The sequence below is a fragment of the Brevundimonas sp. genome (assembly GCF_030656255.1).
Classification (GTDB): domain Bacteria; phylum Pseudomonadota; class Alphaproteobacteria; order Caulobacterales; family Caulobacteraceae; genus Brevundimonas.
In genome coordinates this window covers 19,667-37,725 of the sequence record NZ_JAUSOE010000122.1, presented here as the reverse complement: position 1 = coordinate 37,725, position 18,059 = coordinate 19,667, and the positions used below count along the sequence as shown (strand labels likewise).

Here is an 18,059-nt window from a genome sequence, read left to right as displayed (position 1 = left end):
ACCGGATCTCGAACCGGACGGTCGGTGCGGGGCTGCTGAACTTCGCCCTGCGCCGCGCCCACAACATCCACTGGCAGGCGCTGTCGGTCGATAAGGCCGCGCGCGCCACGATCAAGAACCAGACGGGCCGCGTCGTCTGGCGGACCGGTCTGTCGGGCGCGGGCAAATCGACCATCGCCGCTATGGTGGAAAAGCGCCTCTATGCCGACGGCCGCCCCCCCAATCAGCAGGACGGCGACAATGTCCGCCACGGCCTGAACCGCGACCTGGGCTTCACCGAGGAGGACCGGGTCGAAAACATTCGCCGGGTCGCCGAGGTGTCGAAACTGATGGTGGACGCCGGCCTGATCGTTCTGGTCAGCTTCATCTCCCCCTTCCGCGCCGAACGTCGCCTGGCGCGCGACCTGCTGGGGCCGGGCGAGTTCGTCGAGGTCTATGTCGACACCCCGCTGGCGGTCGCCGAGCAGCGCGACGTCAAGGGCCTGTATAAAAAGGCCCGCGCCGGCGAACTGAAGAACTTCACCGGCATCGACAGTCCCTACGAAGCCCCTGAAGCGCCTGAGATCGTCGTGGACACCACCACCATGTCGCCCGAGGACGCCGCCGAACGCATCGTCGCCTGGCTGGACGGCCGGTTCTCGACCGAGGATTTCAGCATCTGATCAAGCCTGGGAGGGGGCTTACCCGTTCTCGTATCCCCGCCACCATTTGACGAAGCGCGGCAGACCTTGGGCCAGGGTCACCTTGGGCTTGTATCCGGTCAGGGCGTTCAGCTTGTCGATATTGGCATAGGTGGCGGTGACGTCGCCGGGCTGCATGGGCCGCATGACCTTCTCCGCCTCGGCGCCCAGGGCGTCCTCCAGGGTGGTGATCATCTCCATCAGGCCGACGGGCGAGCTGTCGCCAATGTTATAGACCTCGTGCCCGCCCTGCGCCGGCGGGTGGTCCAGCACGCCCACGATCCCGTCGACGATGTCATCGATATAGGTGAAGTCGCGCGCCATCTGGCCTTCGCCATAGACCTCGATCGCCTCGCCGCGCGCGATCTTCCGTGTAAAGCTGAAATAGGCCATGTCGGGCCGGCCCCAGGGGCCATAGACGGTGAAGAAGCGCAGGCCGGACTGGGGGAAGCCGTACAGTTTAGCGTAGCTCTGGCTCAGCAGTTCGCACGAGCGTTTGGTCGCCGCATACAGCGACACGGGATCCGTCGTCGGGTCGTCTTCCCGAAAGCCCGAGCCTTCCAGCGGCCGGTCGCCATACACCGAACTGGACGAGGCGTAGACTAGGTGTTTCACGCCGTTGTGGCGTGCGGCCTCCAGCATCGACAGGTGGCCGGCCAGATTGGACCGCTCATAGGCGAAGGGGTTCTCGATCGAATAGCGAACCCCGGCCTGGGCGGCGAGGTGGACGATCCGCTCCACGCCGGCGTCCCGCACCAGGGCCAGCATCTGTTCGTGGTCGGCGATGTCGGCCCGGATCATGGTGAAGCCCTCGCGGGCCCCCAGCCGGGCGGCGCGGGCGTCCTTCAGGGCAGGGTCGTAATAGGCGTTGAAATTATCGACCCCGATCACGGTCTCGCCGCGATCCAGCAACCGTTCGGCCGTGTGCATGCCGATGAAGCCGGCCGCGCCGGTGACCAGGATCGGCGTCGCCATCAGCCGCGTCCGATGCCGGAATATCTGAAGCCGCGCTTCAGCATGTCCTCGGGGCGATAGACGTTCCGCAAGTCCACCAGCACGGGCTGGTTCATCAGCAGCTTGACCCGGTCCAGGTCCAGGGCCCGGAACTGGTCCCATTCGGTGATGATGACCACGGCGTCGGCGCCTTCGACGGCGTCATAGGCGTTGGCCTTCATGGACACGCCCGGCAGCAGCTTGCCGGCCTCGTGCATGCCCTCGGGATCGAAGGCCTGGACCCGGGCGCCGGCGGCGATCAGGGCCGGGGCGATGTCCAGCGACGGGGCGTCGCGCATATCGTCGGTGTTGGGTTTGAAGGTCAGGCCCAGCAGGGCGATGGTCTTGCCTGCGACGCTGGCGCCCAGGGTCGTCTCGACCCGGCCGGCCATGGCCTTCTTTCGCGCGTCGTTCACCTCGACCGTGGTCTCGATCAGCCGCACCGGCGCGCCGTACTGCTGGGCCGTGCGGACCAGGGCGATGGTGTCCTTGGGGAAGCAGGAGCCGCCGTAGCCGGGGCCGGCGTGCAGGAATTTGGACCCGATCCGCTTGTCCAGGCCGATGCCCCGCGCGACCTGCTGCACATCGGCGCCCACGGCCTCGCACAGGTCCGCCATCTCGTTGATGAAGGTGATCTTCATCGCTAGGAAGGCGTTGGCCGCATATTTGATCAACTCGGACGTGCGTCGGCCGACGAACAGCAGGGGGCTCTCGTTCAGGTTCAGCGGACGATAGAGCTCGCTCATCACCTCTTTGGCGCGCGGCGCCGTCTCGCCGTCGTTGACGCCGATCACGACGCGGTCGGGGCGTTTGAAGTCGCCGATGGCGGCACCTTCGCGCAGGAATTCGGGATTGGAGACCACGGCGAAGTCGGCGTCCGGATTGACCCGGCGGATAATGGCCTCGACCTCGTCGCCGGTGCCGACCGGGACGGTGGACTTGGTGACGACGACGGTGAAGCCGTCGATCAGACCCGCGATCTCCTCGGCCGCCGCATAGACATAGCTCAGGTCGGCATGGCCGTCGCCCCGGCGCGTCGGGGTGCCGACGGCGATGAACACGGCGTCGGCGTTGCGGATGGCCTCGGCGCCCTCCAGCGTGAAGAACAGCCGGCCTTCCTTGACGTTGGCGGCCACCAGATCGTCCAGGCCGGGTTCGAAGATCGGGATCTCGCCCCGCTCCAGCCGCTCGATCTTGGACGGGTCCTTGTCGATGCAGGTCACGACATGGCCGAAGTCGGCGAAACAGGCTCCAGACACCAGGCCCACATAGCCTGTGCCGATCATTGCGACGCGCATCTAGAAAATCCCGTTCATCGTTGTGCAGCCTTAGAATCCGGCACGTTTCAACGCAACGGCGCGGGTGGCGCATGCGTCGGTCCAGTGTCGGCGCTCCGTATATACGGCCGGGCTTTCTGGCGGGGCAGACCGGATGCATAAATTCGCCGGATAGGGCAAAACGCCATCCCATCGGACACCGCCTGCGAATCGAGCGAAGGACGCGACATGGAACTGATCATCGGCCCCCGGACCTATTCGACCTGGTCGCTGCGCGGCTGGCTGATCCTGAAGCGCACCGGCGCGGACTTCGGCGTCATCGACGTGCGCTACGAGACCGAGGCGCAGAAGGCGGCGCTGCGCGAGGTCTCTCCGTCCGGATTCGTGCCCGTGTTGCGGGTGGACGGCGAGATGATCTGGGACACCCTGGCCATCGGCGAATGGGCGGCCGAGCATTATCCGCAGGCCCGGATGTGGCCCGCCGATCCCGTTGTCCGGGCCCTGGCCCGGTCGGCGACGGCCGAGATGCATTCCGGCTTTTCCGCCCTTCGCACCTTCTGCGGCACGGGGCCGGATCGTCCGATGGTCGGCGACGCCCGGTCAGAGACCCCGTCCGACCCCGCGCTGGACCGAGATCTGGCGCGGATCGTCGCCCTGTTTCGGCAGATGCGGGGCCGGTTCGGCGCGGACGGTCCCTGGCTGTTCGGCGACTGGTCGATCGCCGACGCCTTCTTCACCCCGGTCGCGGCCCGTCTCCGCCATTTCCAGATCGATCTGGCCGACCACGGCGACGACGGCGTCGCCTCCGCCTATGTCCAGACCCTGCTGGCCCAGCCCGACTTCCGTCTGTGGGAGACCGAGGCTTTGACTTAAAGGCGGGGAAACCAAGCCTTCGCACCGGGCGTTAAGACGACAATGTTATCCGGGTTTCGAGCGCGGATCGCGCGTCTCGCCGGGAGAAAGACCGATGCCGACCCCCTCAGTCGTCACGAAACAGGGGGCTGAGGTCCCGGTTCAGGCGCGCGCGCTCAGCCCCCTCACGGGCTATGTGCTGGCCGCCGTCGTCGGCGCCGCCTTCTGGGCGATGCTGCTCACCGCCCTGTTCTGAAGCCTATCGTGCGCCGCCGATAGCGGCCGCCTGGGCGACCAGTACGGGTTCGGCGACCGGCGCGGGCGGCACATAGTCCAGCGAGACCGGCACCAGTTTCGCGCCCGAGGCCACGGCGTCCAGGGTGTTCAGCGGTCCGCCGAACATGCGCTGATAGATCCAGTAGCTAGCCACGACCTTTTCCACGTAATCGCGCGCCTGGGGCACGTCGATCGTCTCGATCAGCAGCAGGGGATCGGCGTCCGGTCCCAGTTTGCGCACCGCCGTCAGCATCGGCCCCGGTCCGGCGTTGTACGAGGCCACGGCCCGCAGCAGGTCGCCCTGGAAAGCCGGCAGTTGCAACATCCGGTTGATATAGGCCTGTCCCAGCCGCATGTTGGTGGCGGGAACCAGCAGTTTGGACGGATCGGTGACGAAGGTCCGGTCGCCGGTCATCTCCGCCGCCGTCGTCGGCATCACCTGCATCAGCCCATAGGCGCCGGCGCTGGACCGAGCGTCCGGGTTGAAGTCCGTCTCCTTGCGCGCCAGGGCGTAGAGGTGTGACTTCTCGATGGTGATGCCGCCCTCCTGTTCAAGCACCGGCATGGGGAAACGCATCGCGTCGATCCGGGTCGCCGTCTCGCCGTCGCCGGGCATCATCACCCGCGCCAGGGCCGTCCACATCCGCGCGGCATCGCCCACGGCGGTGCGCAGGCCCGAGCGCAGTTCGCTTTCCGCCTCGGCCCGCCGTCCGACCTCATAGAAGGCCACGGTGCGCCGGGCCCGGGGATCGGTCTGGACGAAGGCGTTCAGATCGCCGGCCTCGACCCGTGCGCCCTCGGGCACATAGGCGGCGCGACGCAGGCGCGGCTCCGCCTGATAGGCGCGCGGCCCCATATTCTCGATGGCCGGCTCCTCGCCCAGCTGACGCAGGGCGATCTGGCCGTAGAAGGTGGCCGGCCATTGCGCCGACAGGCGCAGATAGTCGTTGACCCGGTCCTGTCGGCCCGACTGCGAGGCGGCGCGCGCGGTCCAGTAGGCGGCGCCGGCGCGAACCCAGGGATCCTCGGTCGGATCATTGGCCACCCGTTCGAAGGCGGCGAAGGATTCGTGGAACTGGCCCAGACGCCATTCCGCCAGCCCGACCGTCCACCAGTCGCCGATCTCGCGCCCGACGGCCGAGGCGCCGGTCAGGTCGTCGTTGTTATAGGCGATGCGCGCCGCCTTCATCGGATCGACGTCCGGGCCGCCCGAGACGGCGGAGACGACGCTGTTCCAGGTCCGCCCCAGCAGACCGCCGGGCTTCACCGGCTCGGGCGCCCCGTCAGGGCGGCGGCGCATGGCCAGGGTGTAGACCCGGTCGGCGCAGGGCAGGTCGGAATAGGTCTGCAGCCAGGCCGCCAGTTCGTCATAGGTGGCGACGTGATCGGGATGGAACAGGCTTTCGAACTCGACCTGACCCAGCAGGACCCGATCCTGGGCCTGGCGGGCCGAGGCGCGGGCGGCCTCGATGTCGCCGCGCCGCAGGGCGTCGAAGGCGGTGGTGTAGGAAAGGCGATCCGCCGAACTCAGAGCCGTCGGGCGGACGGAACCGGAAGCGGCGCCGGACATTCCGTCAAAAGGCGTCTCCGCCAAGGCTGAGCCTGAAGCTGCGAGCGCAAAAACCAGCGTCGTGGCAAGACTTGCCCGGCGGAACATATTCATACGCGGCGGCCCCGTTGGCGTCACCCTGCCCGTTCTCGTCAGGCGGGGATCGTTTGGCGTTGGTCGTCAAACGATCAGCATGCCTTAAAGCGGCGGCAACCTCAACCTGAGCCGTCCAGTTTTGCTGCAAGTGCGAGAAGATCGGCCCAGACCTGCCGTTTGGCCTGGGGCTGACGCAGCAGGAAGGCGGGGTGCAGGGTCGGCAGGGCCGGGGCGGACACCGCCCCTTCGGCCAGTCGCCAGTCCCGCCACTGGCCGCGCATCTTCATGATCCCGTCTTCTGTCTGCAGCACCGACTTGGCCGCCGCCGCGCCCAGCAACAGGACCGCCTTTGGCTGCAAAAGGGCGAAGGCGCGTTCGACGAAGGGGGCGCAAACCGCCTGTTCCTGCGGGGTCGGGGTGCGGTTGCCGGGCGGGCGCCAGAAGACGGTGTTGGTGATGAAGATCTTGTCGGTCAGGCCCGCCGCCGCCAGCATTCGGTCCAGCAGCTTGCCGGCCCGACCCACGAAGGGCTGACCCAGCCGGTCCTCGTCCGCGCCGGGGCCTTCGCCGATCACCAGGACAGGCGCGTTGGGATTGCCGCGCCCGAACACCGACTGGCTGGCCCCCATGCCGCGCAGGGGGCAGCCCTCGAACGCCGCCACCGCCGCCGCCAAGTCCTGCAGGGTCGAGGCCCCCGCCGCCAGACGCCGGGCCTCGGCCAGGGCGTCCTGGGCGCTGGGTCCGGTCAGGGGCATGACGACCGAGGCGGTGGCCTTCTGCACCGCCTTCAGGGCCGGGGGCGGGGCCAGATGGGTGTGATCGACCGGCGCATCGCCATAGCAGGCGTCCACCCCCGCATCCCGCCAGAAGGCGAGCAGGCTTTCGACTGCAGCGATGTCATGGGGTTGCGCGTTCATGTCTAAGGTACCGATAGGCCTTGACCGCCCTCGCGTCACCTTCCGATAAGCGTCATAACCACACGAACAAGCTGGATTTCAGGGGAAGACATGGCCGAAGAAGCCATCGAGGGCGGCGCCGAGAACGCCCGTCAGGAAGCGATCATCGACAATCTGCCGCCGCTGGAGGCCCTAGCCGGCGTCGAGCGCGAGGTGATGGAATATGACGTCGTCATCGTCGGCGGCGGTCCTGCGGGCCTGTCCGCCGCCATCCGCCTGAAGCAGCGGGCGGAAAAGGACGGCAAGGAAATCACAGTCGCCGTGCTGGAAAAGGGCGCCGAGGTCGGCGGCCATATCCTATCGGGCGCCGTGATCGATCCCAAGGCGCTGAACGAACTCTTCCCTGACTGGAAGGACCGCGGCGCGCCGCTGGAGACCCCGGTCACCAAGGACAAATTCCTGCTGCTGGGCCCGCAGGGCGAGGCGTCTTTGCCTATGCCCCTGCTGCCGCCCTTCATGCACAACCACGGCTGCTACATCGCCTCGCTGGGCAATGTCGCGCGCTGGCTGGGCGAACAGGCCGAGGCTCTGGGCGTCGAGGTCTATCCCGGCATGGCCGCCAGCCACATCGTCTGGGAAGAAGAGACAGGCCGGGTGAAGGGCGTCGTCGCCGGCGTCTTCGGCATCGACCGCGAGGGCAAGCCCACCGGCGATTTCCAGCCGGGCATCGAACTGCACGGCAAATATGTCTTCATCGCCGAGGGCGTGCGCGGCTCCCTGGCCAAGACCATCATCGCCAAGCACAAGCTCCAGGACGGGAAGTCGCCCCAGAAATACGGCATCGGCCTGAAGGAGCTGTGGCAGGTGCCCGCTGAACAGCATCAGCCGGGCCTGGCCCAGCACACCACCGGCTGGCCGCTGGACGAGCACACCGGCGGCGGCAGTTTCCTGTATCACTTCGGCGACCGCTACGTGGCCGTCGGCTATGTCGTTCACCTGAACTACAAGAACCCTTTCCTGTCGCCGTTCGACGAGTTCCAGCGGTTCAAGCACCACCCGTCCATCGCCCCGCATCTGGAAGGCGGCACGCGCATCTCGTACGGCGCGCGGGCGATCACCGAGGGCGGTTTGCAGTCGATTCCGAAGCTCAGCTTCCCCGGCGGCGTCCTGATCGGCTGCTCGGCCGGCTTTGTGAATGTGCCCCGCATCAAGGGCACCCATAACGCGATGAAGACCGGCATGCTGGCCGCAGACGCCGCCTACGACGCCGTCCACGCCGGACGCGGTGGCGACGAACTGGTCGAATACCAGACCGCCTTCGAAAAGAGCTGGGTCTACAAGGAGCTGTCGGTCGTCCAGAACGCCAAGCCTCTGTTGTCGAAGTTCGGCACCACCCTGGGCGGGGCGCTGGGCATGGTCGACATGTGGTGCCGCACCCTGCTGGGCGGCTGGTCGCCGATCCCAACGCTGCAACACGACAAGACCGACGCCGCCGCAACCGAACTGGCGGCCAAACACAAGCCGATCGTCTATCCCAAGCCGGACGGGAAGCTGTCGTTCGACAAACTGTCGTCGGTCTTCATCTCCAACACCAACCACGCCGAGGACCAGCCGGCCCACCTGAAACTGCTGGACCCGTCCAAGCCGATCCAGGTCAACCTCCCGAAATACGGCGAGCCGGCGCGGCTGTATTGCCCGGCGGGCGTATACGAGGTCGTCTATGCGGACGAGGTCGCCAAGACCGATCCGCGCTTCGTGATCAACGCCCAGAACTGCGTCCACTGCAAAACCTGCGACATCAAGGATCCGTCGCAGAACATCGTCTGGACCACGCCCGAGGGCGGCGGCGGCCCGAACTATCCGAATATGTGACGCAGCTCTTTAACCCGCTCATCCCGGCGAAAGCCGGGACCTAGGTCTTTGGGCGCAAGGCGGTCGAGGTTGAAGGTCGGTGGTCATCCGACGCACCGAGGATGCGAAAGCCCTGGGTCCCGGCTTTCGCCGGGATGAGCGGAGTAGGTAGAGCAATCATCTGTCCTCTTGCGGGGGCGGGGGAAAGCGTGAAGGGTCGCGGCATGATCGCCACCCGTTCGCGCCTGTTCGCCGCCTCCCTGACCGTTCTCGCCCTGGCCCTGGCTCAAGGGGCGGCGGCGCAGGACCTGGGGCCCGCCTCGGCGCCCGCCAATCCGTCCGACGCCCATCCGCCCGCCGTCATCCTGGAACCGGGTCAGGTCCAGGACGCCGCACCGTTCGAGGACGAACCGGAAGACGGCGGCCCCCAGACGCCCGAGGGCGACGTTCCGCCCCATATCGTCATCGCCGACGAACCGGCCGAGCCCGCCATTCCTGCGGTCTGGGCGCCGGTCCCGCTGAACGCGCAGGGCCGCAGCGCCTATGGCCTGTACCTGGCCGGCAAACTGGCCCTGATGACGGGCGAGGGGGCCAAGGGCGCCGATTGGCTGGCCCAGGCCGAGGCCCTGACGCCGGAACAGCCGCGCGTGCGCGAACAGGCCTTCACCTCGGCCCTGCTCAGCGGCGATCTGGACGTGGCGGGCCGACTGGCCCCCACAGCCGACGCCGCGCCCGCCTTCATCGAGATCGGCCAGTTGATTTCGGCCGTCCAGACCTTTGTCCACGGCGACCCACGCGCGGCCAACGCCGCCCTGGCCGCCCGGCCGATCGCCGCGCCGCACAGCCGCGCCGGTCTGATGGTCGCGCCGTGGATCGCGGCGGCGGCGGGCGACTGGACCCGCGCCCTGGCCGCGCCCCCGACCCAGGGCGATGCCCTGACCCTGGCCTTCGCCCGTCAGAACCGCGCCCTGTTGCTGGAGAAACGCCGCGACTACGCCGAGGCCGAAAGCGAGCTGAAGGCCCTGTCCGACATGCCGACCATCGGCGCCCTGTTCCACCGCCCCTATGGCGAGTTCCTGGAGCGACGCGGCAAGCGGGACGAGGCCCTGGCCGTCTATCAGGCGGCGATGCAGGGTCAGCAAGTCGATCTGGCCACCGCCCGCGCCCTGGCGCGACTTCAGGCCGGCGGCCGCGCCCCGGCGGCGCCCGACTTCCGCCAGGGCGCGGCCCAGGCCCTGACCACGGCGGCGGCCCAGGCCGTGGCCGAGCGCGGCAATGAGTTCGCGGTGGTCTATCTGCGCCTGGCCCTGAACTTGAACGAAGACGCCGCCACGCAAATCCAGCTGGCCCAGGTTCTGGACCGGGTCGGGCTGAAGGCCGCCGCCCGCACCGCCCTGTCGCGCGTCGGGCCGGAGGATCCGGTGCTGTACGCCAACGCCCGCGCCCAGCTTGCCCTGAACCTGGAAGAGGACGGCCAGTCGCAGGCCGCCCTGGCCGAACTGCGCGCCGCCGCCGCCGCCGAACCCGACGATCCCCGCATCGCCCTGGTCATGGCCAGCCAGCTGATGCAGTTGGAGCAGTATGAGGCGGCCCTGGCCCTGCTGAACGGCCCGCTGCTGAACACGGCGGACCAGGGCGCCCAGATCCACTTCCTGCGCGGCGCCGCCCTGGAATCCCTGGATCGCATCCCGGAGGCCGAGGCCGAGCTGTGGGCCGCCCATCTGGCCGATCCGAACAATGCCAACACCCTGAACTATCTGGGCTATCTTTGGGTGGACAAGGGGCTGCGCGTCGATCAGGGCGCCGGCCTCCTGGCCCAGGCCCACGCCGCCGAACCCGAGAACGGCAATATCCAGGACTCGCTGGGCTGGGCCCAGTTCAAACAGGGCTATTTCGACACCGCCGTCGTCACCCTGGAGGAGGCCGTCGACAAGGAGCCCGCCAATCCCGAGATCAACGACCACCTGGGCGACGCCTATTGGCGGGTGGGCCGCCAGCGCGAGGCGGTCTGGCTGTGGAACCGCGTCCTGAGCCTGGACCCCGAGCCCGAACGCAAGGCCGAGGTCGAACGCAAGATCGCCAACGGTCTGGACGACGCCGCGCCCGCCACCGGCGTGTCGCAATAGGTCTCATGTCCGCGCTTTCGGCCCTGGCCCCGGCCAAGATCAATCTGTTCCTGCACGTCGCCCTGGTGGACGCCGACGGCTATCATCCGTTGTCCAGTCTGGTCGCCTTCGCCGATGTCGGCGACCGGGTGACGGTCGAACCGGCGGCGCGACTGGCCCTGACCGTCACAGGCCCGTTCGGCGCGGGTCTGGCGGCCGAGCCTGACAATCTGATCCTTCGCGCCCTTCGCGCCCTGGGCGATGCGACGGGGACGGGCGAACCGCCGCTGAAGGTGACGCTGGACAAGCGTCTGCCCATCGCCGCCGGCCTGGGCGGAGGCTCCTCGGACGCGGGGGCAGCGCTGAAACTGGCGCGTCAGGCCCTGGGGCTGGACATCGACGATGCGGCGCTGGAGGCGGTGGCGGGGGTGATCGGCGCCGACGGCCCCATGTGCCTGCGGATGCGCTCCGCCTGGGCCGAGGGCCGGGGCGACGTCCTGACCGATGAGCCGCGCCTGCCGCCGCTTTGGGCCGTGATGTTCAATCCGGGCGTTCCGTCCCCCACAGGGGCCGTCTACCGGGCCTATGACGCCGGTCCGCCCCGCGCCGCCGACCTGCCCGCGCCGCCCGCTGACTGGAGCCCAGCGGCAGTCATCGACTGGCTGGCCGGCCTCCGCAACGATCTTCAGCTCCCCGCCGAAGCCCTGACCCCGGCCATAGCCGGCGCGGTTCAGGCCGTGGCGGCGACGCCCGGCGTGGCTCTGGCGCGGATGTCCGGCTCGGGCGCCACCGTCTTCGGCCTGTGCCGGTCCAGCGCGGACGCGACCGCCGCCGCCGCCGCTCTGTCCGCCGCCCATCCGGCCGCCTGGGTCGCCGCAACCCGGCTCGCCGCCGCCTGAGCCATAAATCCCCAGCGCGTGTTGAAGCGCGCGGCGCCGGGCCCTATGGTCCGCCGTCCTTTTTCCAGCCCCTCCCGAGCCCGATTTGACCACCCCGACCGAGCCGCTCGCCTTCCAGGACCTGATCCTGACCCTTCACCGCTATTGGGGGGACCAGGGCTGCGCCATTCTTCAGCCCTATGACATCGAGGTCGGGGCCGGCACGCTCCACCCCGCCACCGTCCTGCGCGCGCTCGGCCCCAAGCCGTGGAAGGCCGCCTATGTCCAGCCCAGCCGCCGCCCCGGCGACGGCCGCTATGGCGAAAACCCGAACCGCCTCCAACACTATTACCAATACCAGGTCATTCTGAAACCGAACCCGGACAATCTTCAGGCGCTGTATCTGGGGTCGCTGGCGGCCATCGGGATCGATCCGAAGCTGCACGATATCCGCTTCGTCGAGGATGACTGGGAGAACCCGACCGTGGGGGCCTGGGGCCTGGGCTGGGAGGTCTGGTGCGACGGGATGGAGGTGACGCAGTTCACCTATTTCCAGGGCGTCGGCGGCATCGAGGTGGACGTGGTCTCGGGCGAACTGACCTACGGGCTGGAGCGTCTGGCCATGTATGTTCAGGGCGTGGACAACGTCTATGACCTCAAGTTCACCAAGGAGGGCCTGACCTATGGCGAGGTCTTCCTGGAGAACGAGCGCCAGCAGTCGGAAGCCAATTTCCACGGCTATGACGTGGACGGGCTGAAGCGCCGCTTCGAGGACATGGTGTCTGAAGTTCAGCGTCTGCTGGACATGCGTGGCCCGCAAGGCCAGCCCCTGGTCCTGCCGGCCTATGATCAGGTGCTGAAGGCCAGCCACCTGTTCAACCTGATGGACGCCCGCGGCGCCATCGCCGTCGCCGAACGCCAAAGCTACATCGGTCGCATCCGCGAACTCTGCAAAGCCTGCGCCCTGGCCTATGTCGAACATGAGAAGGCCGCGTCGTGAGCACTGTATCTGGAATCCTCTCCTTCGATCTGGCCGACATCAATCTGGAGCAGCACCCCGGCGAGCCGATCTCGCTGTTTTCGAGCGGCCGCGTGGAAATCGAAGGCCAGGAGTCGTGGGCCGAGGTTCGCATCCTCCGTCAGGCCGGTGACCTGAGCAGCCACCTGACCGCGCAGCCCGGCGGCTGGCGCGGCGTGGTGGTGGTCAGCGAAGAGTGGTTCGGCATCCTGCAGAACGCCTTCCTGGCCCCGCGGCCCTTCCTGCTGAACATCGCCTTCAGCGCGGAGCCGGGTGCGGCCGACGCGCCGCTGGCCCTGCAGGACGTCGCCCTTACCCTGATGCGGTCTGCCGCCACGACCGAAGAGTCCGCCGCCTGATGCCCCAACTTCTTCTCGAAATCTTCTCCGAAGAAATCCCCGCCCGCATGCAGCAGGGCGCCGCGCGCGACCTTGAGCGCATGGTCTCCGACCGGCTGAAGGCCGCCGGCCTGACCTGGGACGCGCTGAACGTCTTCGCCGGTCCGCGCCGCCTGACCCTGGTCATCGACGGCCTGCCCGCCGCCACGCCCGACCGCGAGGAAGAGGTCAAGGGCCCGCGCGCCTCGGCCCCGGAACAGGCGCTGGACGGCTTCCTGCGCAAGACCGGCCTGACCCGCGATCAACTGACCGAGCGCGACGGCGTCCTGTTCGCCGTCCTGTCGTCCAAGGGCCGCGCGACCACCGATCTGGTCGCCGAGACGGTGGACCAGGTGATCCGCACCTTCCCCTGGCCCAAGTCGATGCGCTGGGGCTCTGGAACCCTGCGCTGGGTCCGTCCGATCAAACGCATTCTGTGCATTTTTGACGGCAAGGTCGTGCCGTTCGAGATCGACGGCATCCCATCTGACGCCATCACCGAGGGCCATCGCTTCCTCGGTTCGGGTCAGTTGCTGAAGGTCAGCGACTTCGTCGACTACCGCACCCAGCTGGAGAAGAATTTCGTCCTGATCGACGTCGCCGACCGCAAGCTGCGTATCCTGGAACAGGCCAAGGCCGCCTGCGCCGCGCGCGGTCTGAGCCTGGTCGATGACGACGGCCTGCTGGACGAGGTGGCGGGCCTGGCCGAATGGCCGACCCCGATCCTGGGCGACATGGACCCGCAGTTTCTGGCCCTGCCGCCCGAGGTCGTGCGCCTGTCGATGAAGGTGCACCAGAAGTATTTCGCCGTCCGCGATCCGTCGAAGGACGGCCTGGCCCCCAACTTTCTGGTCGTCGCTAATGTCGAGGCGACCGACGGCGGTAAGGCCCTGGCCGCCGGCAACAGCCGCGTCCTGTCCGCCCGCCTAAACGACGCCCACTTCTTCTGGGACGAGGACCAGAAGGTCGGCTTCGACGCCTGGAACGCCAAACTGTCCGGCGTCACCTTCCACGCCAAGCTGGGCACATTGGCCGAGCGCGTCGAGCGCATCGCGGCGCTCGCCCGCGAAATCGCCCCCCTGGTGGGCGCCGACCCCGACGAAGCCGAGATGGCGGCGCGCCTGTCCAAGGCCGACCTGCTGTCGGGCATGGTCAGCGAATTCCCGGAACTGCAGGGGATCATGGGCGGCTATTACGCCCGTCTGGCCGGCCATTCCGATGCCGTCGCCGACGCCGTCCGCGACCACTACAAGCCCCAAGGCCCCGCCGACACCGTCCCGACCGCGCCCGTCACGGTCGCCGTCGCCCTGGCCGACAAGCTGGACACCTTGGTCGGCTTCTTTGTGATCAACGAAAAGCCAACCGGATCGAAGGATCCGTTCGCTCTTCGTAGGGCAGCGTTAGGCGTGATCCGTTTGGTTTTGGAGAATAATGTTCGAGTGTCGCTCGGGCGGTACCTCCCAACGGTAGAGCTTCGGGCCGCAGTAATTATGGCTGGCGCGCAGCTCGAAAGAGGAGAGGGTGCAACGATCGGAGACATTCGGAATAACCCCGAGTATCTCAAAAAACTTCAAGAGGTTAAGCGGTTGCGTGATGAGGCTTATGACGCCTCGACCCAACGTGCTGAAGAAGATCCGAGTTGGGAGTATGAAGACGATCTAGGAATCCTCGCCTTCTTCGCCGACCGCCTGACCGTCCTCCTCCGCGACCAGGGCCAGCGCCACGACCTCGTCGCCGCCGTCTTCGCCTTGGGTGATGACGACCTCGTCCGCATCGTGCGTCGTGTCGAGGCGCTGGCCGCCTTCCTCGCCACCGACGACGGGGCCAATCTGCTGGCCGGCTACAAGCGCGCCTCCAACATCCTGCGCGCCGAGGAGAAGAAGGGACCCGTCCCGACCGGCATGGTCCAGACCGGCCTGCCGAACCAGCCCGAGCCCGAGACCGTCCTGGCCTTCGCCGTCGGCGCCGCCCGCACCGCCGTCGAGACCGCGCTGGAGACCGAGGACTTCGCCGCCGCCATGACGGCCCTGGCCCGCCTGCGCACCCCGGTGGACGTCTTCTTCGAGGCCGTTCTGGTCAATTCCGACATCCCCGCCGAGCGTGACAACCGTCTGAAACTGCTGGGCCAGGTGCGCGACGTGATGGGTCAGGTCGCGGACTTCGGCCAGATCGCCGGCTGATCCTTCACTCCCCGTCGGCGACGGCCGGCGGGGAGGACCGGCGATCGCGTCAGCGAGCGCCAGGTGGGGAGACGCGGTGTGTGAAGCTGAGCCGGTCATCACCGGCGCTGGAGTCGCCCCTCCTGATCGCTGCGCGACCTGTCCTCCCCACGCGCCCTCGCGCGCGGAGAGGTGAGGGGATGCGCCATCTTCGCGCGAGCGATCAGGAAACCGGTTACCCCCTCACGCATTGTTACATCCGCCATGGTCAAGTCGGTTCCTCCGCGCTAGATCGTGCTGCATGTACGAGCGGGGGCAACCCGCCGGACGATCCGAAAAGCTCAGGGACTGCAAGATGACTCAGTGGGTGTACGGCTTCGGCGGGGGCTCCGCCGACGGCGATGCGTCGATGAAGAACCTTCTCGGCGGCAAGGGCGCCAATCTGGCGGAAATGTCTTCACTGGGTCTGCCCGTCCCGCCGGGCTTCACCATCACCACCGAGGTCTGCACCCACTATTACGCCAACGGCGAGACATATCCCGCCGACCTGGAAGGCCAGGTGAAGACCGCCCTGGACAAGGTCGAGGCCATTGTCGGCAAGACCTTCGGCGACGTGAACAATCCGCTGCTGGTTTCCGTCCGTTCGGGCGCCCGCGCGTCTATGCCGGGCATGATGGACACGGTGCTGAACCTGGGCCTGAACGACCAGACGGTCGAGGGTCTGGCCAAGCTGTCGGGCGACCGTCGTTTCGCCTTCGACTCCTACCGCCGTTTCATCACCATGTATTCCAACGTGGTGCTGGGCCTCAGCCACGATGATTTCGAGGAAGTACTGGACGCCCACAAGGACCGGCTGGGCGTTAGCGTCGACACCGACCTGAAGGCCGAGGACTGGGAACGGATCGTCGTCGATTACAAGGCCGTGGTCGAACGCGAACTGGGCCATCCCTTCCCGCAGGATCCGCGCGACCAGATGTGGGGCGCCGTCGGCGCCGTGTTCGAAAGCTGGATGAACGAGCGGGCGAAATTCTATCGCCGCATGCACGACATCCCCGAAAGCTGGGGCACGGCCGTCAGCGTCCAGTCGATGGTGTTCGGCAATATGGGTGAGACCTCGGCGACCGGCGTGGCCTTCACCCGCAACCCCTCGACCGGCGAGGCGCGGCTGTATGGCGAGTTCCTGATCAACGCCCAGGGCGAAGACGTGGTCGCGGGCATTCGCACGCCCCAGTCCCTGACCAAGATCGGCCGCGAGGAGATGGGCGAGACCGCCCCCTCGATGGAAGAGGCCATGCCCGAGGTGTTCGGCCAGTTCGTCGAGGTGGTGAACAAGCTGGAGAGCCACTACCGCGACATGCAGGATATCGAGTTCACGGTCGAACAGGGCCGGCTCTGGATGCTGCAGACCCGCAACGGCAAGCGCACGGCCAAGTCGGCGCTGAAGGTGGCCGTCGATCTGGCCGCCGAGGGCGTGATCACCCAGGAAGAAGCCATCAGCCGGGTCGAGCCGTCAGCGCTCGATCAACTGCTGCACCCGACCCTGGACCCTGAGGCCGCCCGCACCGTCATCGCCGCCGGCCTGCCCGCCTCGCCTGGCGCGGCGACGGGCAAGATCGTGTTCGACGCTGACGAGGCCGAACGGATGTCCGGTCTGGGCGAGGCCGTGATCCTGGTGCGCGAGGAGACCTCGCCCGAGGACATCCACGGCATGCATGCGGCGCGCGGCATCGTCACAGCACGCGGCGGCATGACCAGCCACGCCGCCGTCGTGGCGCGCGGCATGGGACGGGCCTGCGTCTCCGGCGCCGGCGAAATCCACATCGACGAGGCCAAGGGCGTCTTCACCGCGCGCGGCCGCACCTTCAAGGCCGGCGAGATCATCACCATCGACGGATCGAAGGGCGAGGTGCTGGACGGCGCCGTGCCGATGATCGAGCCCGAGCTGACCGGCGACTTCCAGACCCTGATGGCCTGGGCCGACAAGGTGCGGCGCCTGAAGGTGCGCGCCAACGCCGAGACGCCGCTGGACGCCAAGACCGCGCGCGGCTTCGGCGCCGAGGGCATCGGTCTGTGCCGGACCGAGCACATGTTCTTCGACGACACCCGGATCGCCGCCGTGCGCGAAATGATCCTGGCCGACGACGAGGCCGGGCGCCGCACGGCCCTGGCCAAGATCGCGCCGTTCCAGAAGTCGGACTTCGTCGAGCTGTTCGAGATCATGGCCGGTCTGCCGGTGACTGTGCGCCTGCTGGACCCGCCGCTGCACGAGTTCATCCCCCACACGGACGAGGACATCGACGCCCTGGCGGCCTCGTCGGGCATCGACGCCGAGAAGCTGAAGCGCCGGGCCAAGGAGTTGCACGAAACCAACCCCATGCTGGGCCATCGCGGCTGCCGCCTGGGCGTGGCCTATCCCGAGATCTACGAGATGCAGGTCCGGGCCGTGCTGGAGGCCGCGCTGGAGGTGAAGAAGACGTCTGGGCTGGCGCCGATCCCGGAGATCATGCACCCGCTGGTCGCCATGGGTCTGGAGATGAAATATCTGCGCGAGCTGACCGACCGCACGGCCAAGGCCGTGTTCGCGGACGCCGGCGACAGCGTCGAATATCTGGTCGGGACCATGATCGAACTGCCCCGCGCCGCCATCCGCGCCGGAGACCTGGCCGAATACGCCCAGTTCTTCAGCTTCGGCACCAATGACCTGACCCAGACGACCTTCGGCATCAGCCGCGACGATTCGGGGCGGTTCCTGCAGGCCTATCTGGACAAGGGCATCTTCGAGACCGATCCCTTCGTGCGTCTGGACCAGGACGGCGTCGGCGGCCTGATCGAGATCGCGGCCGAGCGGGGGCGCGCCGTGCGGCCCGAGGTCAAGCTGGGCATCTGCGGCGAACACGGCGGCGATCCGTCGTCGATCGCCTTCTGCGAGAAGGCCGGCCTGGACTACGTCTCCTGCTCGCCCTACCGCGTGCCGATCGCCCGTCTGGCGGCGGCCCAGGCGGCGCTGAACGTGGAGCGTGAAAAGGACCGCTGATCCGTCAATCAGGGTCTG

At 67.8% G+C, this 18,059-nt stretch carries 14 protein-coding genes; 10 read left to right on the top strand and 4 right to left on the bottom strand.

Features of this window, described 5'->3' with window-relative positions; genetic code table 11:
* Positions 1-662 (top strand): adenylyl-sulfate kinase (gene cysC, locus Q7J26_RS12770; RefSeq protein ID WP_304936786.1); only part of this gene is annotated, 662 nt, incomplete at its 5' end.
* An 18-nt stretch (positions 663-680) separates the two neighbouring features.
* Here cysC and Q7J26_RS12765 read toward each other — a convergent pair.
* The gene (locus tag Q7J26_RS12765; protein WP_370651942.1) at positions 681-1,655 is read right to left on the bottom strand and encodes an SDR family NAD(P)-dependent oxidoreductase; all 975 of its coding nucleotides are present in this window, start codon (positions 1,653-1,655) and stop codon (positions 681-683) included.
* The gene (locus Q7J26_RS12760; RefSeq protein WP_304936785.1) at positions 1,655-2,971 is read right to left on the bottom strand and encodes a UDP-glucose/GDP-mannose dehydrogenase family protein; all 1,317 of its coding nucleotides are present in this window, start codon (positions 2,969-2,971) and stop codon (positions 1,655-1,657) included. Before Q7J26_RS12760 ends, Q7J26_RS12765 begins: the two co-directional genes overlap by 1 nt.
* 207 nt (positions 2,972-3,178) lie before the next feature.
* Between Q7J26_RS12760 and Q7J26_RS12755 the strand changes: the two genes are divergently transcribed.
* Together Q7J26_RS12755 and Q7J26_RS12750 are read left to right on the top strand one after the other, a co-directional pair.
* The gene (locus tag Q7J26_RS12755; protein WP_304936784.1) at positions 3,179-3,823 is read left to right on the top strand and encodes a glutathione S-transferase; all 645 of its coding nucleotides are present in this window, start codon (positions 3,179-3,181) and stop codon (positions 3,821-3,823) included.
* 94 nt (positions 3,824-3,917) lie between these two features.
* On the top strand, positions 3,918-4,058 hold the full coding sequence (locus tag Q7J26_RS12750; protein ID WP_304936783.1) for a hypothetical protein: 141 nt from the start codon (positions 3,918-3,920) through the stop codon (positions 4,056-4,058).
* Between the two features lie 3 nt (positions 4,059-4,061).
* Here Q7J26_RS12750 and Q7J26_RS12745 read toward each other — a convergent pair whose 3' ends face one another.
* Positions 4,062-5,672, bottom strand: a complete 1,611-nt coding sequence (locus tag Q7J26_RS12745; protein WP_304936782.1) for a lytic transglycosylase domain-containing protein — start codon at positions 5,670-5,672, stop codon at positions 4,062-4,064.
* Between the two features lie 170 nt (positions 5,673-5,842).
* Complete coding sequence (locus tag Q7J26_RS12740) at positions 5,843-6,640, bottom strand: uracil-DNA glycosylase (protein WP_304936781.1); 798 nt, start codon at positions 6,638-6,640, stop codon at positions 5,843-5,845.
* Between the two features lie 195 nt (positions 6,641-6,835).
* Here Q7J26_RS12740 and Q7J26_RS12735 point away from each other — a divergent pair, with 195 nt between their 5' ends.
* The 7 genes from Q7J26_RS12735 (at position 6,836) to ppdK (ending at position 18,041) form a co-directional block, all read left to right on the top strand.
* The gene (locus Q7J26_RS12735; RefSeq protein ID WP_304936788.1) at positions 6,836-8,491 is read left to right on the top strand and encodes an electron transfer flavoprotein-ubiquinone oxidoreductase; all 1,656 of its coding nucleotides are present in this window, start codon (positions 6,836-6,838) and stop codon (positions 8,489-8,491) included.
* A 203-nt stretch (positions 8,492-8,694) separates the two neighbouring features.
* Positions 8,695-10,596, top strand: a complete 1,902-nt coding sequence (locus tag Q7J26_RS12730) for a hypothetical protein (RefSeq protein ID WP_304936780.1) — start codon at positions 8,695-8,697, stop codon at positions 10,594-10,596.
* A gap of 5 nt (positions 10,597-10,601) precedes the next feature.
* Positions 10,602-11,474, top strand: coding sequence for a 4-(cytidine 5'-diphospho)-2-C-methyl-D-erythritol kinase (locus Q7J26_RS12725; RefSeq protein WP_304936779.1), 873 nt, complete (start codon positions 10,602-10,604; stop codon positions 11,472-11,474).
* Positions 11,475-11,559: 85 nt separating this feature from the next.
* The gene (locus Q7J26_RS12720) at positions 11,560-12,453 is read left to right on the top strand and encodes a glycine--tRNA ligase subunit alpha (protein WP_304936778.1); all 894 of its coding nucleotides are present in this window, start codon (positions 11,560-11,562) and stop codon (positions 12,451-12,453) included.
* Positions 12,450-12,830, top strand: coding sequence for a hypothetical protein (locus Q7J26_RS12715; RefSeq protein WP_304936777.1), 381 nt, complete (start codon positions 12,450-12,452; stop codon positions 12,828-12,830). Before Q7J26_RS12720 ends, Q7J26_RS12715 begins: the two co-directional genes overlap by 4 nt.
* Positions 12,830-15,028 carry a glycine--tRNA ligase subunit beta gene (glyS, locus tag Q7J26_RS12710; protein ID WP_304936776.1) on the top strand — a complete coding sequence of 733 codons (2,199 nt, stop codon included), beginning with the start codon at positions 12,830-12,832 and terminating at the stop codon, positions 15,026-15,028. The genes Q7J26_RS12715 and glyS overlap by 1 nt, the downstream gene beginning before the upstream one ends.
* Positions 15,029-15,362: 334 nt before the next feature.
* Positions 15,363-18,041: a pyruvate, phosphate dikinase gene (ppdK, locus tag Q7J26_RS12705; protein ID WP_304936775.1), complete on the top strand. Its 2,679-nt coding sequence runs from the start codon at positions 15,363-15,365 to the stop codon at positions 18,039-18,041.
* Positions 18,042-18,059: the final 18 nt, after the last annotated feature.